The sequence below is a fragment of the Sphingobacterium chungjuense genome (assembly GCF_011316935.1).
In the GTDB taxonomy this organism is placed as follows: domain Bacteria; phylum Bacteroidota; class Bacteroidia; order Sphingobacteriales; family Sphingobacteriaceae; genus Sphingobacterium; species Sphingobacterium chungjuense.
Genome location: NZ_WLYS01000003.1, coordinates 285,688 through 310,908, shown reverse-complemented (window position 1 = coordinate 310,908; position 25,221 = coordinate 285,688). Strand labels below are relative to the sequence as shown.

The window sequence follows — 25,221 nt, the reverse complement described above, 5'->3', positions numbered from 1 at the left end:
ACTTTATTTCTGGACAAAAAATGGAATATTGGCAGTTGCGACTTTATTTTTCCCGTCCGATGAATAATAAAACAAACGGTAAGCGCCTTCTTTCTCCGGAGCGGTTAGTACCGCTTTGTCAAAAGATTTTTCCTGTACTAATCCTTCAATAGCATGTGGTCTATTTTCTCTGTCGCCACCTTCTTTCAAATCGGTGCTTTCTGCCAACAATTCCCAACGTGCGGTCAGTGGTTGACCAGCTGGATCGGTTACGTTTGCTTGTACGGGATACGTAGCGCCCGGTTTTAGATAGATGTGATCAGCCGCTTCCTTTTTATTAATGGTGAATGATTTAATGTGTGGTGCACGTTTCGCCGGCCATGTGCCAGTCCATAAGTATTGCATCACGTCGATCACTTCAGATTGCTCGCCATCTTCTGTGAATAGACCATACCACGTGGGTGTGCGTTCTTGTTTTTGTCCCCAGAGAAATACATAAGAACCAACACAATGTGGATCTTTTGCGATGGACGCTTCGTAGCGTTTTTTGTAAACTGCAGCTTTCTCACTGCTCGTTTCTTCGATCGACGCTTTCCAAGGCGTTTGCAAACCTTCCCAATGTCCGGTCGGCCCCCATTCGGTTACCATATACGCTTTGTCCCAACCAAACTCTTTTAATTGCTGCGGTACAGCAGCCAGCGTACCATACGTTTGCACCGCGATAAGATCTAATGAAGGGCATTTTGCTTTTATCAAGTCGATTTCTTTCTTATTCACGCCAGCGAGCATCGTCGTAACTAGGTGATGCGGATCTTCTTGGTGAATCATCGAAGCAATTCCTTCGACGGCATCCCACACTTTTTCGTTGCTGTAATGCAGGTTCAGTTCGTTGCCGATTCCCCAAGCTAATAGGGCAGGATGGTTTTTGAAAGTGTTGATTTCTGCGCGGAGTCTTTCTAATTGTTTGCTTACCGCTGCCGGATCATTGTAATCAAAACCGTGTCTTTCCGTGCCGACGCGTAAGCCCATGGTGACGGTTAATCCTAATTTTTGTGCTTCATCTAAGATTTTTTGAGCGCCATCGGTACTCCATGTTCGGATGGAATTGCCACCCGTTGCTTTTAATAATTCTAGCTTTCCGGTGCCGCCGGCGCCTAAGATAAAATAAGGTTGACCTTCGCGTTGTATTTCAAACTTTCCATTCTTGTCTACAATCTTTACAGGAATTGGGTTTTGCGCGTATGATCCTTGGCTTGTTGCAAAAATACTGAGGCACAGTATGGATAATAATTTACGGATCTTCATATCGTGTGTGTGTTGAAAAAGATAACGTAACAGTATGCTACGTAAACAGTATTTGTAAAAAACAGCCTGTGGCTGGATGACGATTACGCGTCGGTAGGCCACAGGCTGATTATTGGTTATGCTTATCTAAAGTTTGGATTAGCATCAATCTGCGTTTGTGGAATCGGAACCGATTCACTCACGCCCGGTACGAATCGCGATCCGAATACTTGTGCAGCGCGACCAGTACGCACCAAGTCATTGAAACGCTCGCCCCACCATTCGCAGGCAAACTCAGCACGACGTTCGTCGAGGATTTGATCGAGTGTGACGCCGGTGATCGCAGGCATATTCACGCGTTCGCGAATCAAGCGGAATGGCTCATCACCATTTTGTCCCTTACGCACTTTGGCTTCTGCATTCAATAACAACACATCGGCATAGCGCAAGATGCGCACGTTGTTGTTTGCGCCATATTCTAGACGACCTTCGGTCATTTGCGAAGCTGGTAAATAGGCTTTTCCATTGAAATATTTGATGTTGAATGGATTCCCATATACATTATCACCACTTGGGGTAACAGCAGGTTGCGTGTTTGTGCCATATTCTAAAATGGTCGTTTTCAAACGTGTCTCGTCGCCACGCGCGGTCAAGAAATCTACGATGTTCTGTGATGGTGGAATCCAACCTGCTCCGGAGATTGCGCTTCCGCGCTGATCGCCCGAAGGACCTTGCCAACGGAAGAATGTTCCCCAATCTACGCCCGGACGTACAATATCGCCAGTTGGTAAGCCAAAATCTGAATATTGCAATTCAAACAACGACTCATTGGATAGTTTGCCTGGTACTTTCCATAATTCGTAGAAGTCCGCATATAGGATAAATAGGTTACTATTGATGATCTCATTAGTCGCCTCTAAAACTACGTCCCACTGCGGGCTGCCATTATCGTTACCGGCTAAATCGGCCGCTGCTTTTGCTTTCAACAAAAGTGCTGAATAAGCGGTAACTGCACCTTTATGAGTGGCTGATTGATTTGGACGTTCTTTCTTCAAATTGGCAGCACAGAAATCCATCTCTTCGATGATCCATTGGCGTACTTCTGCACGGCTGCTTTTTCCGATAGTCGTCAAACGTGCAATATCACCACTGTCTGATAGAATGGGCACATCGCCAAAAAGGCGAGATACCATCAGGTGCGCATAGGCTCTCAGGAAACGCACTTCTGCTTGATATTGTCTATTTAATCCTTGTAGTTCGGCATTATTCGGATCAATACGCTCTGCAAATTGCGCTAACTCCAACAAGGCATTATTGGCGCTGATGGCCAAGCTATAATAGCTAATCCAAGACTGATTCAATCCCCAATACGATTGGATGGTCACATCATTTTGGAAATTCTTGATGGCCATTAATTCTGGGTTGTCATTTGGATTAGGTGCTGCCTGTTGGTAGTCATCATCTCGAATGGCACGTATCGACAAATCGATCCAGTGCACGAGATTATCATCCGAAGCGGCGCGGTACACGCCCGATACAGGCGCATACATTAATTGCACGTTGCCATAATTGATCTCTTCCGATCGTTGTTGGTTTTCTAATGGTTTGTCAAGGAATTTTTCGCAGCCACTCAATAGAAGTGCCGTGCTCAAGCATCCCGCCAATAGCATTTGATTATATTTTTTCATGGTTGTATTGCTAAAGAAAGTCATCATTAAAAACTAGCTCTTATTCCTAAACTGTATGTGGCCGCTACCGGATACACATTGGCATCGAAGCCCATTCCAGATACTTCTGGTGAGAATCCATTATAATTCGTAAAGATCAATGGACGATCTGCTGTCGCAAATACGCGGAATGGGATAGACGGCGTCAAGTTAAAGCTGTAGCCTAGCTGCACGTTTTGTACACGCAAGTAAGCACCACTTTCTACAAAGAATGAACTCGCCTGTAAGTTCCACGCTGCTACGCTTCCTGCCGCCGACGGATAAGTATTGCTACTTCCTTCGCCTGTCCATAATCCTTCCATAAACGCAGCATCGGCATTCATCTGCGGATATTTACGACGCATCGCTCTATTTAAATTATGAATTTTATTGCCAGCTACGCCTTGCAGTACAACGCCTAAGTCAAATCCTTTGTACTCAATACCAACATTGAAACCATAGCTCAGCGTTGGTAAATAATTGCCCAAGTTGATACGATCCGACTCATCCAATTCACCATTGCCATTTTGATCCTTGTAACGCAAATAGCCTGGTAGGATAGGAGAACCTGGATTTTGTTCGTTATAACGGCTTGCGATTGGATCAGCATTGATCTCTGCTTGGTTTTGATATACTCCTTGCACTTCGTAACCATAGAAATAGTTGATCGGCTGACCAACCTCGATACGAGATGGGAATTCGGCAGCCCATTCTGGGAAACCATTCATAATATTAGCTAAACCACCCAAATCGGTCACCCGGTTCTTCAATGTCGTCGCGTTTGCGCCAATACGATATCCCCAATCGCCTTTTTTATCTGCCCAATTCAATCCAAATTCCCAACCGCTGTTGGCCACTGTTCCCCAGTTACCATATACGCGATCCCACATGAACGGAATCGGACGGCTAAATGCTAAGTCTTTCGTTTCACGGTGATAATAATCTACCGTACCGTTCAAGCGATTGTTGAATAAGGCAAAGTCAAGACCAGCATCCCATTCTTCAACCATTTCCCAGCCTACTTGCGTGAAGAAACGGCCAACACGGTATCCCGGTACGCGGACACCATTCGTAGTGCCTACACTGCCAAAAATACCAGAGAAGTTATTTCCGGAGTTAACGATCGCGTAACCTGCATTGGGCTGAATACCATCATTACCCAACAGACCCCAGCTACCGCGTATTTTCAATAGATCAAATAGGTTTTGCTCTTGCATGAAATTCTCACGACTCAACACCCAACCCAAACCTACTGATGGGAAATACCCCCATTTAGTTTGATATTTAGAACTTCCGTCTGCACGGAAAGTCGCGGTCAACAAATATTTGTTGTCATAATCGTACGTACCGCGAGCGAATACAGAAACTCCGGCATTGCGGAAACCATTCTCGCCGTATCCAGTGGCAGAGCCAAGGCCTTGTGCACCTTGACCAGCATACCAGAATTCTTGTGAAGCAGGCACATCATTGGCCGATACCCACGTATCTCTCCAGCGCTCTTCACGTGTCGATTGACCTAACAATACACTCCAATGGTGTTTTTCTGCCGCATCACGATACGTCAGTAAATTGTCTAGGATGTAGTTGGAATTGCGACCTTGTCCCGAACGTAAGTACGAACGGTCAGCACGTTGATTATTATCGATGTAATAAACAGGATTGTACTGAATGTTGTGCGTAGACTGGTAGCGTTGGCTTAATTGCGAACGGAAAGTAATCTTATTATCCCAAAAATTAGCCTCTACATACGCACTTGGTAATACTTGGAAACCTTTGGTTTCGTTGTGATTATAATACGCTGTAGCAATAGGGTTGTTGAACCAAAAGCCCGTAGGGATACCAATAGGATCACTAGAACCAAATTTGATCGGATCTGCTAACTCTATTCGCTCATCATACACAGGATACAATGGTGAAGCAAAGTAAGCTTGTCTGAAAGCAGCATTGTTTGGCTGGAAGTTGTGAAAGTTATTGATATGAGCGGTGAAACCAACTTTCAACCAGTCCGTTACACGCGCTTCCGTTTGCATGCGAATGTTGTACTTGCGGTGGAAGTTTTCGGCATCCATGATACCATCCTGATCAATGTAGTTCAGGCCGAAGGCGTACGTAATTTTGTCGCTACCGCCTTGTACATCTACATTGTGGTTGTGAATTAATGCTTGTGAACGCAGCAATTCGCCGTACCAGTCGGTATTCATCACCGTGGTGTTTCCGGGTTCGTTGAATCGTGAGATAGAAGCATCCACGATATCTTGCCTACCGATTGCGGCTGCAAAATCAGCATATTGCTGTCCGCTACCCATTTTGAGCATGTTGGTCGGCGTCTGAATACCTGCGTAGCCATTGTACGTTACGCGTGCTTTGGTGTTCAGCTTTCCACGTTTGGTCGTGACGATTACGACACCGTTGGCTGCACGCACCCCGTAGATAGCAGCTCCAGATGCATCTTTCAATACCGACATATCTTCGATATCATTCGGATTCAGGAAGTCGATATTGTCCATAAACATTCCATCCACCACGTACAGCGGACTTTCATTGTTGAACGAACCGACACCGCGAATACGTACAGTAGGTGTGGAGCCTGGCGCACCGCCACTCACCACTTGCACGCCTGGTACAGATCCTTGAATCGCATCCATTGGCGTTGCCACAGTACGTTTTATCGCCTCTTCCATATCTACTGTAGCGACCGGAGCAGTCAAATCACCTTTACGTTGTGTACCATAACCGATAACCACGACTTCTTCTACGTTGAAGCCTGCATCAGCAATCATTTGTACGTTCACCGTATTGGTTTTCACAGATACTGCCTGACGTAGATATCCTACAGACGTGACAATCAGTGAATCCGCAGATTCTGGCACTTGAAGGCGATAAATACCATTTGCGCCGGAGCTGGTTCCGCTTCCAGACGCGCCTTTGATCATAATGGAAGCAGTTAACGGATGGCCATTTGGATCCGTAATCCTTCCTGTTACCTCACGGCTCTGTGCGAACACCATCGACGACAGCAGGCACTGAAAGGTAACCACAACAAAAATTAGTACACGATGTTTCATGTGTTAAGATTTAGTTTTTGGTTTTGGTTTATAAGTAGAAAGTCAAATGTAGAAAAACCACGGAATAGCCACGAAGAAACGTACTACTTCATTACTACATCATGTGCTGAAAATGGGCTTAATTGCTATATTTGTAGCGCTACCTACGTATTCTGATGCGTAATTATAAATTTAGATGAAGTATATCTTTTATTGCTTTTTTGCTATGATGTATGGCTGGTGTGTGCCAGTTGCTGCTCAGAATAAGTTGGGTACACCACTGCTATATAGTTATTCAAAAGCTGATTTTGAAGGCGGCAGTCGTACGTGGCAGATAGGACAAGATAGCCGAGGTCTGATGTATTTTGCCAACAATGAAGGCTTGATCGTCTTCGATGGTCATGCATGGTCTAAACATAGTTTGTCTAATCAGACGATCGTTCGTTCGCTATTTATTGATCAGCACGATCGTGTGTACGTGGGTGGACAAGGTGAATTTGGCTATTTTCAAGCTGATCAAAGGCAGTCTTTGGCTTATACCTCATTAAGTCAGAAATTAGGCCACAATTATGCTGGATTTGCTGATGTATGGAATACTGTCGGCTATCAAAAAGCGATCTTTTTTCGCGCACATGCCGCCATTTTTAGACTTTTGAACGGAAAGATGCACGTTTATCCAGCCAAAAATCGTTGGGAATTTTTGGGCACTGCTGCCGGTCGTCTATTTGCGCAAGATATCCATTTGGGATTGTCAGAATTTATTGATGGTAAATGGCATTTACTACAGGGCGATCCCAGCCTCAGAAAACAGTTGGTAACGGGCGTATTATCTGGCGACGAAGATGAAGTAATCATTACCACCTCTACTGATAAGATGTATATTCTGAAAGGTGAATCATATCAAAGCTTACCAACGCGTCCTTCCGATGCAAAAGATGTGTATACGCCATCCGTTGCCAAGATCAATGATGGAGAGTATGTATTTGCGTCAGCGATGGAGGGCTGTCTGATTCGGGATGCGCGTGGAAATATTTTGCAACGCATCAGTACAGCCGAAGGCCTTCCAAATAATAATGTATCCTCTGTTTTTGTAGATAAGCAGCAGAATATATGGGCTGGATTAGACAATGCCATTGCATTGATTAGTTATGGAAGTGCTATCAAATACATCCGGCCAGGTATGGATGCCGATGTGACCGGTTATTCGAGCTATGTCAAGAATGAGCGACTGTACATCGCTTCCTCTAATGGGTTATTTGCTGCACCGCTATCAAATACTGTTCAAGATCACAGCCAAGTACGTGCACAGTTCAGCATGATACCTGGCACTGATGGTGGCGAAGCATGGCATCTAGACGAAGTGAATAAAAACCTATGGCTAGGACATAACCGCGGAGTTTTCAGCATTGATAATTTGAAAGCAATGCCCATCGCTACGCGAACCGGAACTTGGAACTTTCTCCCATGGCCCAGTTTGAATCAAGATTCGGGAAATGCTCCCAGTACGCTGATGGGGACTTACCAAGGTTTAGATCTTTTTACACATGATCCGACTGGAAGTAGATACCAAGGTGCGTTAGAAGGACATCTTGATTCTTATCGTTTTTTGATGCCAGATACGCTGGATTATATTTGGGCATCACATCCTTACCGTGGAATTTACCAAATACTCGTCAGTTCGGACAGGGAAAGCTATACTACACAGCTTTTTACGGATAGAGATGGTTTACCTTCTTCCTATCAGAATTATGTCTTTCGTTGGAATGGCAAAGCCATCTTTGCTACAGAGGCAGGGATCTACGCGTTTGATCGAAAAGAAAAAGTATTTAAACCACACCATGGGTTGAATATCTTTTCTGGTCTACCTATCCGATACATTAAGCAGGATGAGGCTGGTAATATTTGGTTCTCTAGTGCAAAGAGAGTAGGCGTAGCCACGTATCAATCGCGCCCTCACGGTTATCAACTCATCTACTTTCCCGAGATTGAAGGGCTACACACGACTGGTTTTGAGAATATTTATCCATACAATGCTAACAATACTTACGTGGGCGCCGAGCGCGGTATGTTACATATCAATCTCGAAAAGTATTTAGAAAATAGTGAAAAGCCAGAGTTAGTCTTTTCACAAGTACGGGTTGTAGGAGACAAGGACTCCCTGTTGTATGCAGGATTTGGAGATCATACGCCGAGAGATAAATACCATATTCCCACATTGGCAGCAGATTACAATAATTTTCATTTTCACTATTCTTCCCCAAGCTATGGCGCGCATGCTAATCTATTGTATAGTTTTCAGCTAGAGGGATATGATAATCAATGGTCGGCTTGGACCTCCGAAAGACAAAAGGCATACACCAATTTGCCTAGTGGAGATTATTTTTTTAGGGTCAAGGTGAAGAGCAATTTGGGAATAGAATCCGATGTGGTCAGTTATCAATTTAGCATTTTGGCTCCGTGGTATGCTACGCGATTAGCTTGGGTTATCTACACGATATTATTGCTTTGTGCATTCTTTCTAGCCGTGCGATGGCAGCGGGCGGCATGGCTTAACCGACAAAGGAAGCACGAAGAAGAAATTAATAGAATGCGGTACATTTACCAATTAGAACTGGATAAAAATGAACGAGAGATTATCAAATTGCAGAAAGAACACCTGGAAGACGAAGTGTTAATCAAGACAAAGGAGTTGGCAAGTACGAGTATGCAACTCATGGAGAATGCGGATGCACTCCATAAACTCCGTGCAGAGTTAGGTAAGATCGAGTCTGGCACAGCAGACGAGTCTGACTTGAAGCGCATCACTGCTTTGCTAAAAGATGTGGATAAGAATACGCTGCACTGGGATCAGTTTGCGGTGCATTTCGATGAGTTAAATGATGGTTTCCTGCAAAGATTAACCGACAAACATCCATCGCTTTCGCGAAATGATTTGAAAGTGTGTGCCTATTTACGCTTGCATTTTACCACAAAACAAATTGCGCAATTGCAAAGTATATCCGTACGTGGTGTAGAAGTGCATCGCTATCGCATTCGTAAAAAATTGAATGTGGACACGCAGATATCATTAAGTTCCTATCTTAATAGTATCTAATGGTTGGATAGTATCCGATTAATGATGCATACCTTTCACGCGCAGATCAAAGTGAAAGGTACTTCCTACATAGGGACTGCTTTGCAGTTGTAGTGTGCTATCCATGCTATGTAGCAATTTGTTCGACACAGTGAGTCCCAATCCAGTTCCACCATATTTTCGCGTCAGAGAGCTGTCTTCCTGCGTAAATGCTTCGAAGATCGACTTTTGATTTTCTGGCAATATGCCTATCCCCGTATCTGATACTGAAAATCGTAAAGTTACAAAGTCATTGCTCTCTTCCAATCGATCAACTTGTAGTAATACATTGCCTACATCGGTAAACTTCAAGGCATTGCTGAGTAAGTTGCGCAAAACTTGGCGCAGACGAACCGAATCCGTCCAAATAAAACGTTGAATATCTACTCCCACATGACTTTTTAATGCTAAGTCTTTAGAAGTGGCATCTGGCATCATCTCCTCGATAGATTCTTCGATAAGCTGGTGCAGATCTGTTCGCTCGGTAACCGAGATCATCTTGTCGGATTTCAGTTGGCTATAATCAAGGATGTTGTTGATTACTTTTAATAATGTGTGCCCTGATTCGGTAATCAAGTCAATAAATTGCTTTCTATCCACTTCATTAGCGGCATGTAAAGCTAGCTGCGCAAAACCTAAGATACCATTCAGTGGTGTGCGCAATTCATGACTCATATTAGCAAGAAATTCAGACTTAGCATTGCTCGCTGCTTCGGCCTCTATTTTTGCGGCTATGAGTTTTTGGCGTTGCTCAATACGATGCGTGACGTCTTGTGTGAAAATCATTATACCACCAATGCTGCCATCGATTAGATGCCAAGGACGCATTTCCCAAGCTGAGAAACCGGTAAATTCGCTGCCATCAAATAGGGTGTTGTCTTCAAGATGCTGCTCAATGGCGCCAGCGAGTATGCGTTGGTGGCGCGCTTTGCCCTTTGCGGTAATGAAAGGGAACAACTCATAATACGATTTGCCAAGCACGTTTTTGTCTGCCAATCTATAGTCTCGCAGCCAAGCATCACTTACAGCAATGTATTCCATTTCTCGATTAAGCATCGCTACAGCGGCTGGATTGTGCTGTACGAAAGCTTGCAATATTGCACGCGAATTTTCATTTTCTAACTGGATTTTCTTCCTTTCGTCTATATCTTGAAAAGTACCATACAAACGATGACAACGACCGTCTCGCATCTCGGCTTTACCCAATGAGTTTACCCAAATTGTCTTGCCTGTAGCATCAACGATTTGAACTTCTAATGACCAAGGTTTGCCAAAGGCTATTCCATTTGCTATTGCTTCTCTTACTTGTTGTCTTACCTCCTCATCCTTATAGAATTCGATCGCAGTGTCAATATCAGGTTCATAATTGTCGGGTACAGCATGAATCTGCTTCGTGACCGATGTCCAGCGATGCTTGTTGTTATCTAAGTCGATTTCCCAACTACCTATGCGAGCTACTTGATTCGTCTCGGATAATAGCTGCGTGGTATGTTGCAATTCCTTGTTTAGCACCTGTTCATCTGTAATGTCGCGCCCTAATGCGTACAAATGACCTATTGAATGTTCTAATGATATTACCCATTCAATATTTCTGTAATTTCCAGAAGCAGACTTCGTGCGTGTCGTGATCACTACTTCTGAATCATCTGCAGAAACGGTGTTGAATGCATGGAGCACGTTTTCCCAATCTTCAGGGTGAATAACATCGCGCCAATTTTCGCATCTGAATGTGTTATCCTCCAATCCGGTCAATTTGCACAAGGCTGGATTAAGCTTTAAAAACGGCACCTCAGGGCGAAAAATACAGATAAGATGAGGAGATAGACGAAACATCCGTTCGAATGAACTAAATTCATCTTGTTTTTTCTTTTCTATCGTAAGATCAACGATGTTTTCCACTAAAAGTGCTAAAGCACGTTTTTGACTTTCGTTCAATGCGCGAGCAGTATGATCCATTACACACAAAGTGCCCAGCTTATTACCATGACCGTCAATAAGTGGATAACCAGCATAAAAACGTATCGTTGAATCATTACTCATTATCTGGTCTGCAAATCGCGGATCTAACAATGTATCTTGTATCTCGAAGAGAGTTGTGCCCTTCATAGTATGCTTGCAGAATGAATTAGCTAGCGCGATACTTCCTTCATCCAGTGCGAAATTGGACTGACTCCAAATCTCATTTTCGTCTGTCAGCTTTATGACAGCTACTGGCGTTTCACATAATAGACGGGCAATTTCCGTAATACGGTTAAACTCTTTTTCTTGTGATGAATGAAGCGTATCGTACACCTTTTTATCAAGGATACGATGTTCGTCATTTGGAGAAATTTGGAGTCGACTAAGCATGATGTAGATGTTCGGTTAAATAGTATCACTGTGCGCGAATTGTACGGTAGATAGTTATTCGTTGCAAAATAGGATTTTTTGAATTATAAAATGTCGCATGACGATCAAATAAAGCATAGCTTTCTCACTATAGTCTGATGTCTATAATGATACTTTAAAGGCTTCTGATAGCTCACACTAGTCCTTTTTTGGTCAAAAAACTGATAAAGATGCTAGCAATTATAGCTCCTGTTCTTTTGTAAAATTCTTGTTAGTGCGTATGGAAAAGTAGATAGCTATAGCGGGCATGTTATGATTCACATTGTACCGATTAATCTGAGCCGGTTATGTCAATATATCGTATCTTTGGCGATCTAAAAAGAAATTACATTGAGTACTATACCTCCTTGCCCAAAGTGCCAATCCGTTTATGTCTATGAAATGGATGCTTTAATGATATGCCCAGAATGTGGACATGAGTGGAATAATGATGAAAATACATCTGATACCAACGCGTTGGTCGTTAAAGATAGTAATGGAAATATCCTGCAAAATGGTGATAGTATTGTCATTATTAAAAATTTACCCGTAAAAGGTGCACCAAAAGGTATTAAAGCAGGTACCAAGGTGAAGAATATTCGTTTAGTGGATAGTGATCACAATATTGATTGCAAAATTGAAGGTTTCGGTGCGATGGCGTTGAAATCAGAATTCGTGAAGAAAGCCTAGTATTCTAACTCGGTTAACGTATTAACTGCAATAGCATGTACTAAACACAGGTTGCTGTCGGATTAATACTTCGTCATTTCCAGTATATCATTTCTAGTAGCTTATGAAACATCTTTAGCTACTATGACGTTATTATTAATGATTGGTTAATTGTAAACCAAAATTTTAAGTAACGGTAAGGAGGAGCGGATATGAATATTAATTTAGTGACCACAATAGATCAATACCTTATGTCTAATAAGGTTATCCAGACATTAGATTTAGGTGATGTAGAACTACTTCGTAAATTTCTTTATAATATAATTTCGTCAGATTTGGACAAGAATACATTGCATAATATCTTATCCTATTGTACCAAAGTGTTCAAAGGCAAAATGAGCTTTACCAAAGATTTGGCAACGTTCAGTGAGCGAGCATTTAATTTGATTTTGTCTAGCCAACGCAGATCAAGAATCTATCAATCCTTAGTTTAAAACGTATTATTGAGTTCTGTATGGATTAGGTGTACGTGCAAAATACGTTACTCTACCAGCTTAGGACCGTTGGGGCCTTTGATATGTCGTCTTATAGCGCCAATGTTTCCAGTGTATTTAGCAGACATGACAATGCTATCTTGCAATTCAAAATTGATCGAGCAGTACAGCGACTGTTCTGTTCCTGTAGATTGGAAATCATAGGCAATGAGTTTACGTCCATCTCTTAATTCCTGATTTCTCATAGGTGGACCGTATACCAAGTATACAAGTTCCTCATCTTGACCTTTCCATTCTTCCATGTAGGTGTTATAGCGAGAGAACATAGCAGCGCATGATGATAGAAAAATAAGCGCTGTGATAAGAAGTAGCGGTAAATGTGAGAATTTCATACGGTGAATATAAGAAATATCCCTTGAGTGGTATATTGCCAAATTGTTAATTATTAGTGCCTAGTCTCGATTTATAGCTTGGATTGGTAATTTCAGTTGATTCAACCGTGATTATGCTGCTTTGGACAATTCTATTTCCAGTTTATCTTGAATTTCTATGCTCAATTCCGATAAGAAATTATGTCCTGTAGCCTTTTCTAGATCGCGAATTGTAACCAAATATTTCCTCCATGAAGAGCTAACCGATTCACTGTTTGGCGTGTTTATAGCTATAATTTCTGCTTCACCAGCTGCTATACGCTGTATATCGTTGTCACCTTCTGGTAGAATAACGGCGATCTTCCAGATATGGGAAGGAACAGCCACTCGACCACTGTCTATCCGCGTGGCATATCCTTGTTTGCCTATGCCACCTTGGCCGTAAGATCCCATAATTACATAAATCTCATTGCCTTCTGCGACGCGGCGTCGTAGGTACATTTCAAAATTATTCCACACACCTTGATTGTTGTTGGGCGCTTGTGGAAGTATGTTAATCATTAAAAAAGTCGCTGCATTGGCGTTTTCTGACGTAAGCCGGTCAGCAGAAGGACAATGATGTCCACGGTCAAAGCCAGAACCACTATAATTTTTAGGATGTACCATGTGCCAACTTTCGGGCAGGCCCTGGTATTCCGCATAATTATCGCGTCGCGAAGTGTTACTCACGAGGCCGTCTTGGTTTAAATGCCAACTGACCCAGTTCGCAATTCCTCGATCTGCATCGTAAGAAAGGCTGTAATAAGGGAGATTAATTAAGAAGTTGTTTTTTAAAATGTAATTTGGTTGTGCGTTGGAGGGATTTCCCAAATACATATTGCTGTTTTCACCTGTCGCTGGAGGTGCGTCGTCCACTAATTTTTGATCTAAATTCTGCGTAGTTATCGCGTCAGGAGCTTTTGGATCATATGCTGATTCATTGATACGAGCTAGGTATTTACAAGAGCCAGCTAGTAAAAAAAGAAACATTACAATATAAGGAGTGTGGGATTTCATCATTTGGATGACGAAGGTAAGTGTTTTTCTTGCTTTGTGGGCTTTCGTCGTAAACGTTTATGAATTATTGTTTACTTTTGCCTGCGGAAGCAAACTGGTTCTATCGCTGCTCTATTATTAGAGGAGAGGAAAGTCCGGGCAACGCAGAGCAACACGCTTCCTAACGGGAAGGCGCATTTTTCGGAATGCGATAGAAAGTGCCACAGAAAATAGACCGCCTCTGGAAAGAGGTAAGGGTGAAAACGTGAGGTAAGAGCTCACGGCTTTGTATAGTGATATGCATCGCGGTAAACCTCGTGTGTTGAAAAACCAAATAGGTTGCAGACTTCGGAAAAGGTGGCTCGCCTTTTGTCTTCGGACATCTGCAATGGGTAGGTTGATACAGCTTGCGTGCGAATGCAAGCGTAGATAAATGATAGAGGCTCAACGTAAGTTGGGCACAGAACCCGGCTTATAAGGTTTGCTTCTTTTTTGCATATTGCATAGTATATAAGAAAGTTTCCTATATATTGACGATACTTTAAATATTTGTCATAGATGACTACAGTACTAATTATTGACGATGAAAGACCAATCCGTAGCTCGCTACGGGATATTTTAGAATACGAAGATTATAAAGTCCTCGATGTAGATAATGGTAGCGACGCTCTAGATATTCTAAAAAAAGAAAAAATCGACTTGGTATTATGTGATATCAAGATGAATAAGATGGATGGCATGGAAGTGCTTAGTACTTCTAAGACGTTTACGGATACGCCTTTTATCATGATTTCCGGTCATGGTACTATTGAGACTGCCGTAGAAGCAGCTCGAAAAGGAGCTTTTGACTTTTTAGAGAAACCGTTGGATCTGAACCGCCTTTTGATTACCGTGCGCAATGCGTTGGAGAAAGGCTCTTTGGTAAAGGAAACCAAAGTTCTAAAGAAAAGAGTTTCTAAAACCAAAGAGATCTTAGGCGAATCAAGCGGCATTACCTTAATCAAAGATACCATTGACAAGGTAGCACCTACAGATGCTCGTGTACTGGTTACCGGCGCAAACGGTGCGGGTAAAGAATTGGTAGCTCGTTGGTTGCATGAAAAATCAGAACGGTCCTCGGCACCATTAATTGAGGTAAACTGTGCTGCAATCCCTTCCGAACTCATTGAATCCGAATTATTCGGGCACGAAAAAGGATCATTTACGTCAGCTGTAAAACAACGAATTGGTAAATTTGAGCAAGCCAGCGGCGGTACGCTTTTCTTGGACGAGATTGGCGACATGAGCCTGTCGGCACAAGCCAAAGTGTTGCGCGCTTTGCAAGAGCATAAGATTACTCGCGTCGGTGGTGATAAAGAGATTTCAGTAAATGTGCGTGTGATCGCCGCGACCAACAAAGATTTGCTACGTGAGATCGAGGAAGGCAATTTCCGAATGGACTTGTACCACCGTTTAAGTGTGATCTTGATCCATGTACCTCCATTGAACGAACGCAAAGGAGATATTCCTATTATTGCACGCGCTTTCTGTGAAGAAATTTGCGGAGAGTATAGCATGCCTGTCAAAGAGTTTACGAGCGACGCGATGAAAGCATTGCAAGCTTTGCCTTGGACGGGAAATATTCGCGAATTGCGCAATATGGTAGAGCGTCTCATCATCTTAAGTGGCAAAAATATTACTGCGAAAGAAGTTGAATCTTTTGCAAACCCTTCACAACCCAATTCTAAAAGCCGCAAGATGGTAGACTTGGATGCATTCGAGTCTATAGAAGAATACCAACAACATGTAGAAACTTTGTATCTCGATTTTCAGTTGGCTAAATACAATGGTCGCAGGGATCTTGTGGCACAGGCTGTTGGCTTGTCTGCATCCGAGTTGGATAGTAGATTGAAGCAATATAAGCTCGAGCATTAGCGTACACTTACTGCGCTATAAAAAATCATCTTCTTACGATTTGGAAAGAATTTTTGAGTTCGTTTCCAGATTATCAGAGGATGATTTTTTTATTTTGTAACCGATTTGTTATCGATGTTATGGTTCGAATTTCCTATCTTTCGAGTCATTTACCAATATAAAACAATTCATGAGTAAACACTTACTAGCTTCTGACTGGTCCGTGCATTGCGGATCGAATTGTATAAAGCTGTGTTATGAATAGAATGGATTTTCTTAAAAAAAGTGCCCTCGCTGTAGGTGCATCTACCGTATTGCCTCACGGAAATGCTTGGGCAACCACATCTCCTAACTCCAACGCTACTTTTAATCTCGACTACGCTCCACATCAAGGTATGTTTGCTGCCAGTGCTGGCAAAAACTTTTTAGATGAGATTCAATATATGCATGACCTTGGGTTTCGCAGTATTGAAGATAATGGTATGCCTTCTCGCTCCGAGCGCGAGCAAACGCAAATTGGAGAACTGCTAGCCAAACTCGGAATGCGAATGGGGGTGTTTGTAGTGCCAAAAGGGGGGAACGGACAAAATACTTTAGCTGCTGGAAAACAGGAACATCTTGATATTTTCTTGAAAGGCTGTAGAGAATCTGTCGAAGTGGCTAAGCGCGTCAATGCCAAATGGGTCACTGTCGTTCCCGGTGATTACGACCGCAGACTTCCAATTGGTGTACAAACGGCCAATGTAATCGAAAGCCTAAAACGTGGCGCAGAGATCTTCGAACCACACGGTATTAGCATGGTGCTGGAACCATTAAGTGATACACCAGATTTATTTTTGCGTTTTACCGATCAGACCTATGAGATCTGCAAAGCTGTCGATAGCCCGTCCTGTAAGATTTTATACGATGTGTATCATCAGCAGAAAAACGAAGGTAATCTCATCAAACTGATGGAACTATGCTGGAGTGAAATTGCATATGTGCAAGTCGGTGACAATCCTGGGCGTAATGAACCGACCACTGGTGAAATTAATTTTTTAAATATTTTTAAGTGGTTGCACCAAAAAGAGTACAAAGGCGTCGTCGGTATGGAACATGGTATGTCTCAGTCTGGTAAAGAAGGCGAGGAGCGCTTGGTCCAGGCTTACCGCGCGGTAGACTCCTTTCGGTAAACCGTAAAATTGAATTGTTAACACATTGTTATAGATCTTTAGAATCTCGAATTTTTCACTATTTTTAAAAAACAAATTTATAAACCATTTGTATGTCCTTCGCTACTAGATTTAAGTTGTCTTTCATGATGTTTCTCGAATTTTTCATTTGGGGAGCATGGTTTGTCACTTTAGGCACTTTTGTCAAAAATAATTTACTCGCTTCCGATAGCGATGTAGGTCTTGCGTTTCTTTCGCAGTCCATTGGGGCGATCATAGCGCCCTTTATTATCGGTATGATCGCCGATAAATACTTTGCAGCACAGCGTATTTTAGGTCTATTGCACCTTATCGGTGCTGGTCTATTGTATTACGCTTCTACGTTGACTTCCTTCGATGACTTTTTACCCATCGTCATGGCGTACATGGTTTGCTTTATGCCTACTTTGGCATTGGCTAATTCTGTTTCCTTTCGCCAATTGACCGATACCGAAAGACAGTTTCCCGGTATTCGTGTTTTTGGTACAATAGGATGGATCATTGCCGGATTAGTGATTGGCTGGTTATCATGGGAGAAAACAAATTCTTTGCAGCTAACCTTTATTCTGGCAGCGGCTGCATCTGGTATCTTGGCGATTTTCAGTCTATTCTTGCCTGATACACCTCCAACAAAGAAAAATGAGAAAACAACGATCGGCGAGATTCTTGGTTTGGAAGCTTTTGCTTTGTTGAAAAACAAGTCATTCTTGTTGTTCTTCTTGTCATCCATAGCGATCTGCGTTCCGCTTACCTTCTATTATAACTTTACCAATATCTATCTGAATGAGATCGGTATGCAATCTGCTGCAGCGATACAGTCATTAGGCCAAGTATCTGAGACTTTATTTCTCTTAGTAATGCCTTTCTTATTTGTGCGTTTGGGCGTTAAGAAGATGTTGGGTATCGGTATGTTGGCTTGGGTCTTGCGATATGCATTTTTTGCATTCGGCGATGCCGGTCAGGGATATTGGATGTTGGTAATGGGTATTGTCTTACATGGTATCTGTTACGACTTTTTCTTCGTTACAGGTCAGATTTATACAGACAAATTGGCCGGGCCAAAAATTAAAAGTGCGGCACAGGGTTTCATCTCTTTAGCAACTTATGGTGTAGGTATGTTGATTGGATCCTTGTTGTCGGGTAAGATTGTAGAAAGTTATGTAACGGCTGATGGTGGTCATAATTGGGAGACCATCTGGTTAATTCCGGCCGGAATTGCATTTGCCGTATTAGTGATCTTCTTGTTGATGTTTAAAGACACGACAACAAGAAACGTAGCTAATGCAGAATAAATAGTATTTGGGAAATTATAAAACACGAGATAATGGTACAAAGTAATACGTATGACGCAATTGTTATAGGTTCCGGAATCAGTGGCGGATGGGCCGCTAAAGAGTTGACGGAAAAAGGCCTAAAAACTATCATGCTAGAACGTGGACGTAATGTAGAACACGTAAAAGACTATCATGCTAATAAAGATACTTGGGAATATGAGCACCGTGGAGGTCGTACCCAACAGATGGAAGAAGACTATCCAGTACTGCGTCGCGACTACGCTTTAAATGAAAAAAATCTTGATTTCTGGGTAAACGAAAAAGAAAGCCCGTATACCGAAGAGAAACGTTTTGACTGGTACAGAGGTTATCACGTTGGTGGTCGCTCTCTAATGTGGGGACGTCAAAGTTACCGTTTTTCTGATCTGGATTTCGAAGCTAACTTGAAGGATGGTCACGGTACCGATTGGCCGATTCGTTATAAAGATATTGCACCTTGGTATAGCTATGCAGAGAAATGGGCTGGGATATCAGGAAATAGAGATGGTCTGGATGTATTGCCAGATGGTGATTTTATGCCAGCGATGCCTTTCAACGCGGTGGAGAAAGATATCGTAGAGCGTATTAAGAAAAACTATGGTGGCAAACGTCACTTTATCATGGGGCGTACCGCCAATATCACCGTTCCTCATCATGGAAGGGTTAATTGTCAGTATCAAAATCAATGTTGGTTAGGTTGTAACTTCGGTGCATACTTTAGTACGCAATCATCCACATTGCCGCCAGCTATGAAAACTGGAAATCTGACCTTGCGCCCTTTCTCTATCGTGACGCGTATCTTGTACGATAAAGACACACAGAAAGCTACCGGAGTAGAGATTGTAGATGCAGAAACAGGAAAAACATACGAATACTATGCAAAAGTGGTATTTGTCTGTGCGTCGGCATTCAACTCTACATGGGTATTGATGAACTCCGCTACCGATATTTGGGAAGGCGGATTGGGAAGCAGCAGTGGCGAGCTAGGTCACAATGCGATGGATCACCATTTTCGCTTAGGTGCTGGTGGACGAATTGAAGGATTCGAAGATAAGTATTTCTATGGGCGTCGTCCGACAGGACTATACGTGCCACGTTTCCAAAATGTACCGGGCGACGATAAGAAGCGCGATTATGTACGTGGATTTGGATATCAAGGTGCCGCTAGTCGTGGCCGTTGGTCTGGCGAGGTGGCTGAAATGTCGGTCGGTGGTGCATGGAAAGATGCGATGACCGAACCGGGTAATTGGAGTGTCGGTTTTACCGCATTTGGCGAAATATTGCCATACCATGAAAACAAGATCTCTCTAGACAAATCCGTGAAAGATAAGTGGGGACTGCCAGTCTTGAAAATGGACATGGAGATCAAAGACAATGAGAAGAAAATGAGACCAGACATGATGTCTGAAATGCAAGAAATGTTGGAATCTGTCGGTGCCAAAGATGTGCATACTTATGATAGTGGATATGGCTTCGGTCAAGGTATCCATGAGATGGGAACAGCACGTATGGGTACAGATCCTAAAAATTCGGTATTGAACAAGCATAATCAAGTTTGGGATGCGAAGAATGTTTTTGTGACCGATGGTGCGGCTATGGCTTCTGGAGCTTGTGTCAACCCTTCACTAACGTACATGGCATTAACCGCTCGTGCAGTAGACTATGCAGTAAGCGAATTGAAAAAAGGAAACCTATAAAAACAAAACACCTAATAAACACTAAAAAACATGAGTGATAAGAATTCAAGAAGAAGTTTCATAAAGCAAGCGGCTGTTGCAGCTGCAGCTTTTACGATTGTTCCTCGTCATGTCTTGGGCGGATCGGGATTTGTAGCACCAAGCGATAAGCTAATGGTTGCAGGTATCGGTGTGGGCGGAAAAGGCGAAAGCGATATCAAATCGTTTTACGACAGTGGAAAAGCAGAGATTGCATTCCTTTGTGATGTAGATGATCGCCGTTCTGCAAAAACTAGAGGTCGCTTCCCGAAAGCCAAATATTATAAAGATTATCGTGAGATGCTCGACAAAGAGCACAAACATATTGATGCTGTCTCCGTTTCTGGACCAGATCACAACCACGCAATACACGCCTTGGCAGCTATGGAATTAGGCAAGCACGTGTATGTTCAAAAACCTCTGACACACGATATCTGGGAAGCACGTGTGCTTACCGATGCAGCAAAGCGCTATAAAGTCGTGACTCAAATGGGTAACCAAGGATCATCAAATGATGGTACGCGTCAAGTCAAAGAGTGGTACGAAGCGGGTTTGGTTGGCGATGTACATACCGTATATTGTTGGACAGACAGACCAGTATGGCCTCAAGGTATCAAATGGCCAGCAGGTAAAGCCGAGATTCCTAAAGAATTGGATTGGGATCTTTGGTTAGGTACTGCGCCACAAAAAGATTACGTAGATCATTTAGTGCCATTTAACTGGCGCGGATGGTGGGATTACGGTACAGGAGCTTTAGGTGATATGGGATGTCACTTAGTAGAAGTTCCTTTCAGCGTATTAGGCTTGCAATATGTACAAGATGTACACGCTAGTGTGGGTACAGTATATGTTGATGAGTTCAAACGTGGGGTATTCCCAGAAAGTTGTCCGCCATCTAGCCACGCTACGATGACTTTCCCGAAAACAGATCGTACTGCTGGACCAGTTACTTTGCATTGGATGGATGGTGGTATTCAACCAGCACGTCCAGAAGAACTAGAAGCAAACGAAATCTTCGGAGATGGTGGTAATGGTATCTTGATGATCGGTACAAAAGGTAAAATCTTGGCGGATACGTATGGTGAAAACGCCCGTTTGTTGCCTACTTCACGTAAAGAGCAAGTTGCCTTGAAATACGAGCGCGTACCGGGACAAGCGTCAGGTCACTACGCACAATGGGTAGAAGCATGTATCGCTGGATACGGGCAAAAAGAGGTGAGTGCACCTTTTGAAATCTCTGGTCCACTGACAGAATGTTTGTTAATGGCTAACTTAGCTATCCGCGGTGCCGATATGAATGTTGATGGTAAATATCCAGGTCGTAACCTGAAATTGTTGTGGGATAATGACAATATGAAAGTGACGAACTTTGATATGGTCAACCAATTCGTGAAGCGTGAATACCGCTCGGGCTGGGAAATGAAGTATAAGTTTTAAGCATTAAAAAACATGAATAGAAGAGAAGCCATTCAACGTGTAGCACTACTGATGGGCGGCGCCGTCATCGGAAGCAGCCTGTTTTTAGAGGGCTGTACCAGAACAGCGTCCAAGGAAGTCGCTTCACTCTTTGAAAAAGACACGATGAACTTGTTAGGAGATCTAGCGGAAGCGATCTTGCCTAAAACTTCTACACCAGGAGCCAAAGAGGCGGGCGTAGGAGAGTTCATCCCGGTCATGATTCGTGATTGTTATTCGCCAGAAGATCAAAAAGCTTTCCTAGAAGGCCTTGGCAAAATCGATGATCGTGCCAATGAAAAGCACGGCAAAGATTTCCAACAGCTAACGCCTGAAGAGCAGCTTACTTTTGTGAATGAATACGACAAGGAGGCGAAGGAATACCAGACCAATAAGAAAGAGGATGATCCTAATCATTTCTTCACGATGTTGAAGCAACTGACGCTTACTGGATTCTTCACTTCAGAAGTAGGTATGAAACAAGCATTGAATTATGTGAAGATTCCTGGTCGTTATGACGGAGAATTCCCATATAAGAAAGGTGATAAAGCTTGGGCGATATAGTGCTCAGCACCGTTTCAAAACCTTAGAAAATCAAAAAGACCTCATACTTTACGGTATGGGGTCTTTTTGATTTTACATCCGGCGTAGGATGTTTTGAATTGGCGATCTGATGGTGCCGCATTGATTACACGTATTGATTCGTTTCGATATTCTCATGCCCATCTGCTCCTAATGTTACTAATTATTTATGGCCATGATAGGGTGTCGTATAACGTCGTAGATTCCACTTAGTGTGAGTGAAAATATAAAAACTTCAGTATATTCGTTATTTTGTATCTCACACAATTTCAATACAGGCAGTCTACTATGAATACTATGATCACACATTTGGCGCGTATGCTCACCTTACTGCTCGCTAGTTGTCTCTTTACCGGTTGCTTCGATATTGTTGAGGAAGTAACAATGCATAATAATGGTGCCGGAACGATCAAGGCCACAATCAACCTCAGTAAGAGTAAAACCAAGGTGGCATCATTAATGAAATTGGATAAAGTTGACGGAATGAAGATACCAACACAGGGAGACATTCGTCGAGAAATGGCCGCTATCGTTTCCATCTTGCAAAAAACGCCAGGCATATCCAATGTGCAACATTCGTTGGATTTCAACAATTTTATAGGCACGTTGTCGTGTAATTTTACCTCAGTCGAAGCGCTCAATGCTTTTACGCAAACCTTATCAAAGCAATTTAAAACCAATATAAGCGGTTATTCGAGTTATGCTTATCAAACCAAAAGTGGTGTGTTTGAGCGTATATCTAAGCAGAGCCCAGAAGCCAAAAAGAAGCTCGACGCATTAAGCCCTGAAAGTAAAAAAAGCTTTGATGATGCCTATTACTCCGCGATCTATCGGTTTGATAAAACCATCATATCTGTATCCAATCCGCAAGCCAAAATTTCACCTAACAAAAAGGCTACCATGCTAAAAGTGCCCGCACTGCAAGTGATAGATGGCCGCGTCAATCTATCCAATAAGATTCAACTAAGTAATTGATATAAGTAGTACAATTTCATATGAAAATTAAATCTATCATAACAGCATTTCTGCTGTTTCAAACCATCCTGTACGTGCAAGCACAGGATTTGATCAGTAAGGTTCCGGCCGAGGCCAATGTGCTTATTACAGTAAATACAAAAGCAGTCTTTAAGCATCTAGATATTGCAGATGTCAATACATTTTTTCAAAAAGTAGGTGTGTTTGATTCGATCAGTGCTACCGGACGCGGCACATTTAATAAACTCGAAGATGTCGGTATCGATTACGACTCAAAAGCATATTTCTATATGCAATCTACCGATAGTGTGCAGTTCTTTGGCGGATTGTTACCACTAGTAGATGCGAACAAGTTTGAATCACTTATCGGTCCCAATCGTAAGATAGAACTGATCAATGGCTTGAAAAGTATTTATAATAAAGATCGTACCATTCGCGTAAGCTGGGATAAAAACACCGCTTACGTCTTAGGTGCAAGCTTCTTTGAGCACTATTTCGAATTGCCAGAGGTGCGCGAACGCTATATGCTGCCTGAGCCCGTAGCAGAAGCTTACCCATCATATGATTATGTGCCGGAGTATGATGAGTATGCATACGATGTAGCTATGCCGGCGGATTCGGTATATATAGAATACGATGATTGGGCTGCTGATACCGTCGTAGCGGTAGATTATTGGGATGATATGGATATGGCCGATTCTGTCGCTGTCTTATCAGATACTTCGGATATCATTACCATAGCACCACCTCAATTACCAGAGATGTATGATGAAGTCGATTCTGTACTGGGCCAAGAAGAATATGCCGATGATTATTACCTAAACTATCGCAGTTACACGACTACACGTGATTCTATGATCAATATGTTATTGAGCCAATGGATTGATCAGCGTATGCAAGAAATCACGACGGGTACGCTTTCCTCTTATACGAAGAAACACAAGGTTGGAAAGATGGGAGATGATGTGATCGCCGACTTACGTTTGCAAGATATTGGTGCGATATATCAATCTTATCTGCCAGCACACTTACTGTATAGTGTCGTCGGCATAGGGAAGATGCCAAAAATAGATTATGGTATTGAGATGGTGAGCGGACAAATGGTCGTGGAGGGAAATAAGTTGGTCATTCGTGGTGATGCGACGTTAGACAAAGAAATGAGCCGCTACTTCAAAGCGATCTATTCTAGAAAGATGAATAAGAAATTCCTTCCACATCTAAGCGAAGATATTCTTGGATTTATGTCTTTTGCGATGGATACCGAAGCCTATATCAAATACATGCCACACATCTTTCAACGATATTACGGGCCGATGGCCGGTAGGTACGATAAATATGTCGACCTTACAGCATTATTCTTCGATGTGATTCTCGACGAAAAGGCCATTGGCAAAGTCTTCAAAGGTGATAACCTCTTGGTCTTACACGGTGTAACGCCGGTAGAGGTAAGTTACACGGACTATGTGTATGATGAAGATTATAATTATCAGGAAGTAGAGAAAACCAAGACCGAGCAGGTACCAGACTTCTTATGGATGTTTTCTTCGGACGATACACGCATCTTCGAAAGATTGCTCGAAGCAGGACAGGGTGAACTAAAGATAGAGAATCTCAATGGCGTATATGCACTACCGAAGTCATACGGATCGGCTTTGCAGCTATATTTCTTGATCAAAGACGGAATCGTATTCGTGGGTAGTAACCAAGTCAAAATGCAAGAGATCAATACAAATAAGTATCCAGGAAAAGGACATAAGCCTTACGTAGATATCGCTAAAAAAGATGCATTTTCAGTTTTGTTCAACACAAAAAAGGCACCAGAACTGTTTGATCGAATGGATATACCTGTAGAACGCCAATTACGTTCTACAGTAGAGGAACTCGGACAATACGGCGATTTCACCGTGCGGTCTCCGGGTATGAAAGGAAACAAAGTTTCTGCCGAGCTATCTCTTGATTTTCCAGATCGCAAAGGCAATGCATTGGTCTTTTTATTCGATTTGTTGAATGAATTTGTTCCTACAGTAAAATAAAAGC

At 42.6% G+C, this 25,221-nt stretch carries 17 protein-coding genes and 1 other RNA gene; 12 read left to right on the top strand and 6 right to left on the bottom strand.

Translation table 11 applies throughout. The features are described 5' to 3' along the window. Positions 1–3 precede the first annotated feature (3 nt). The 3 genes from GKO22_RS09080 to GKO22_RS09070 all read right to left on the bottom strand — a co-directional run bounded on the left by GKO22_RS09080 (position 4) and on the right by GKO22_RS09070 (position 6,034). Entirely contained in the window at positions 4–1,284 is a 1,281-nt protein-coding gene (locus GKO22_RS09080) for a glycoside hydrolase family 2 TIM barrel-domain containing protein (protein WP_166334315.1), read from the bottom strand. Positions 1,285–1,406: 122 nt separating this feature from the next. Beyond that, on the bottom strand, positions 1,407–2,951 hold the full coding sequence (locus GKO22_RS09075) for a RagB/SusD family nutrient uptake outer membrane protein (protein ID WP_166334314.1): 1,545 nt from the start codon (positions 2,949–2,951) through the stop codon (positions 1,407–1,409). A gap of 26 nt (positions 2,952–2,977) precedes the next feature. Then, complete coding sequence (locus GKO22_RS09070; RefSeq protein ID WP_166334312.1) at positions 2,978–6,034, bottom strand: SusC/RagA family TonB-linked outer membrane protein; 3,057 nt, start codon at positions 6,032–6,034, stop codon at positions 2,978–2,980. A 175-nt stretch (positions 6,035–6,209) separates the two neighbouring features. Between GKO22_RS09070 and GKO22_RS09065 the strand changes: the two genes are divergently transcribed. Further along, positions 6,210–9,107 carry a triple tyrosine motif-containing protein gene (locus tag GKO22_RS09065; protein ID WP_166334310.1) on the top strand — a complete coding sequence of 966 codons (2,898 nt, stop codon included), beginning with the start codon at positions 6,210–6,212 and terminating at the stop codon, positions 9,105–9,107. An 18-nt stretch (positions 9,108–9,125) separates the two neighbouring features. Here the strand turns inward: GKO22_RS09065 and GKO22_RS09060 are convergent, their stop codons facing one another. Continuing rightward, entirely contained in the window at positions 9,126–11,474 is a 2,349-nt protein-coding gene (locus tag GKO22_RS09060) for a PAS domain-containing sensor histidine kinase (protein ID WP_166334308.1), read from the bottom strand. A gap of 369 nt (positions 11,475–11,843) precedes the next feature. Here GKO22_RS09060 and GKO22_RS09055 point away from each other — a divergent pair, with 369 nt between their 5' ends. Both GKO22_RS09055 and GKO22_RS09050 read left to right on the top strand, forming a co-directional pair. Further along, a complete protein-coding gene (locus GKO22_RS09055; protein WP_166334306.1) occupies positions 11,844–12,182 on the top strand; it encodes a zinc ribbon domain-containing protein YjdM in 339 nt (112 codons plus the stop codon). A gap of 230 nt (positions 12,183–12,412) precedes the next feature. Continuing rightward, on the top strand, positions 12,413–12,655 hold the full coding sequence (locus GKO22_RS09050) for a hypothetical protein (RefSeq protein ID WP_166334304.1): 243 nt from the start codon (positions 12,413–12,415) through the stop codon (positions 12,653–12,655). Between the two features lie 47 nt (positions 12,656–12,702). On the opposite strand, the gene GKO22_RS09045 is transcribed toward GKO22_RS09050, so the two are convergent. Together GKO22_RS09045 and GKO22_RS09040 are read right to left on the bottom strand one after the other, a co-directional pair. After that, positions 12,703–13,047 (bottom strand): hypothetical protein, encoded by a 345-nt coding sequence (locus GKO22_RS09045; protein ID WP_166334303.1) that lies wholly within the window; start codon positions 13,045–13,047, stop codon positions 12,703–12,705. 111 nt (positions 13,048–13,158) lie between these two features. Further along, positions 13,159–14,085 carry a DNA/RNA non-specific endonuclease gene (locus GKO22_RS09040; RefSeq protein ID WP_166334301.1) on the bottom strand — a complete coding sequence of 309 codons (927 nt, stop codon included), beginning with the start codon at positions 14,083–14,085 and terminating at the stop codon, positions 13,159–13,161. An 84-nt stretch (positions 14,086–14,169) separates the two neighbouring features. Between GKO22_RS09040 and rnpB the strand changes: the two genes are divergently transcribed. The 9 genes from rnpB to GKO22_RS08995 all read left to right on the top strand — a co-directional run bounded on the left by rnpB (position 14,170) and on the right by GKO22_RS08995 (position 25,217). Continuing rightward, positions 14,170–14,552, top strand: an RNA gene (rnpB, locus tag GKO22_RS09035) — RNase P RNA component class A. A gap of 67 nt (positions 14,553–14,619) precedes the next feature. Further along, positions 14,620–15,975 (top strand): sigma-54-dependent transcriptional regulator, encoded by a 1,356-nt coding sequence (locus tag GKO22_RS09030; protein WP_166334299.1) that lies wholly within the window; start codon positions 14,620–14,622, stop codon positions 15,973–15,975. A gap of 236 nt (positions 15,976–16,211) precedes the next feature. Then, positions 16,212–17,126, top strand: coding sequence for a hydroxypyruvate isomerase family protein (locus GKO22_RS09025; protein WP_166334297.1), 915 nt, complete (start codon positions 16,212–16,214; stop codon positions 17,124–17,126). A 92-nt stretch (positions 17,127–17,218) separates the two neighbouring features. Beyond that, a complete protein-coding gene (locus tag GKO22_RS09020; RefSeq protein ID WP_166334295.1) occupies positions 17,219–18,436 on the top strand; it encodes a nucleoside permease in 1,218 nt (405 codons plus the stop codon). A 32-nt stretch (positions 18,437–18,468) separates the two neighbouring features. Further along, complete coding sequence (locus GKO22_RS09015) at positions 18,469–20,154, top strand: GMC oxidoreductase (protein WP_166334294.1); 1,686 nt, start codon at positions 18,469–18,471, stop codon at positions 20,152–20,154. A 30-nt stretch (positions 20,155–20,184) separates the two neighbouring features. Further along, positions 20,185–21,609 carry a Gfo/Idh/MocA family protein gene (locus GKO22_RS09010; protein WP_166334293.1) on the top strand — a complete coding sequence of 475 codons (1,425 nt, stop codon included), beginning with the start codon at positions 20,185–20,187 and terminating at the stop codon, positions 21,607–21,609. Between the two features lie 12 nt (positions 21,610–21,621). After that, complete coding sequence (locus tag GKO22_RS09005; RefSeq protein ID WP_166334292.1) at positions 21,622–22,191, top strand: gluconate 2-dehydrogenase subunit 3 family protein; 570 nt, start codon at positions 21,622–21,624, stop codon at positions 22,189–22,191. A gap of 306 nt (positions 22,192–22,497) precedes the next feature. Continuing rightward, positions 22,498–23,184 (top strand): hypothetical protein, encoded by a 687-nt coding sequence (locus tag GKO22_RS09000; protein WP_240920231.1) that lies wholly within the window; start codon positions 22,498–22,500, stop codon positions 23,182–23,184. Between the two features lie 20 nt (positions 23,185–23,204). Continuing rightward, positions 23,205–25,217, top strand: a complete 2,013-nt coding sequence (locus GKO22_RS08995; protein ID WP_166334290.1) for a hypothetical protein — start codon at positions 23,205–23,207, stop codon at positions 25,215–25,217. The last annotated feature ends 4 nt before the right edge of the window (positions 25,218–25,221 follow it).

What these genes read in the sequence shown, in the direction of transcription:
- GKO22_RS09080 (WP_166334315.1), bottom strand. Translation starts at nt 1,284, where the DNA reads ATGAAGATCCGTAAATTATTATCCATACTGTGCCTCAGTATTTTTGCA.
- GKO22_RS09075 (WP_166334314.1), bottom strand. Translation starts at nt 2,951, where the DNA reads ATGAAAAAATATAATCAAATGCTATTGGCGGGATGCTTGAGCACGGCA.
- GKO22_RS09070 (WP_166334312.1), bottom strand. Translation starts at nt 6,034, where the DNA reads ATGAAACATCGTGTACTAATTTTTGTTGTGGTTACCTTTCAGTGCCTG.
- GKO22_RS09065 (WP_166334310.1), top strand. Translation starts at nt 6,210, where the DNA reads ATGAAGTATATCTTTTATTGCTTTTTTGCTATGATGTATGGCTGGTGT.
- GKO22_RS09060 (WP_166334308.1), bottom strand. Translation starts at nt 11,474, where the DNA reads ATGCTTAGTCGACTCCAAATTTCTCCAAATGACGAACATCGTATCCTT.
- GKO22_RS09050 (WP_166334304.1), top strand. Translation starts at nt 12,413, where the DNA reads ATGTCTAATAAGGTTATCCAGACATTAGATTTAGGTGATGTAGAACTA.
- GKO22_RS09045 (WP_166334303.1), bottom strand. Translation starts at nt 13,047, where the DNA reads ATGAAATTCTCACATTTACCGCTACTTCTTATCACAGCGCTTATTTTT.
- GKO22_RS09040 (WP_166334301.1), bottom strand. Translation starts at nt 14,085, where the DNA reads ATGATGAAATCCCACACTCCTTATATTGTAATGTTTCTTTTTTTACTA.
- GKO22_RS09030 (WP_166334299.1), top strand. Translation starts at nt 14,620, where the DNA reads ATGACTACAGTACTAATTATTGACGATGAAAGACCAATCCGTAGCTCG.
- GKO22_RS09025 (WP_166334297.1), top strand. Translation starts at nt 16,212, where the DNA reads ATGAATAGAATGGATTTTCTTAAAAAAAGTGCCCTCGCTGTAGGTGCA.
- GKO22_RS09020 (WP_166334295.1), top strand. Translation starts at nt 17,219, where the DNA reads ATGTCCTTCGCTACTAGATTTAAGTTGTCTTTCATGATGTTTCTCGAA.
- GKO22_RS09015 (WP_166334294.1), top strand. Translation starts at nt 18,469, where the DNA reads ATGGTACAAAGTAATACGTATGACGCAATTGTTATAGGTTCCGGAATC.
- GKO22_RS09010 (WP_166334293.1), top strand. Translation starts at nt 20,185, where the DNA reads ATGAGTGATAAGAATTCAAGAAGAAGTTTCATAAAGCAAGCGGCTGTT.
- GKO22_RS09005 (WP_166334292.1), top strand. Translation starts at nt 21,622, where the DNA reads ATGAATAGAAGAGAAGCCATTCAACGTGTAGCACTACTGATGGGCGGC.
- GKO22_RS09000 (WP_240920231.1), top strand. Translation starts at nt 22,498, where the DNA reads ATGAATACTATGATCACACATTTGGCGCGTATGCTCACCTTACTGCTC.
- GKO22_RS08995 (WP_166334290.1), top strand. Translation starts at nt 23,205, where the DNA reads ATGAAAATTAAATCTATCATAACAGCATTTCTGCTGTTTCAAACCATC.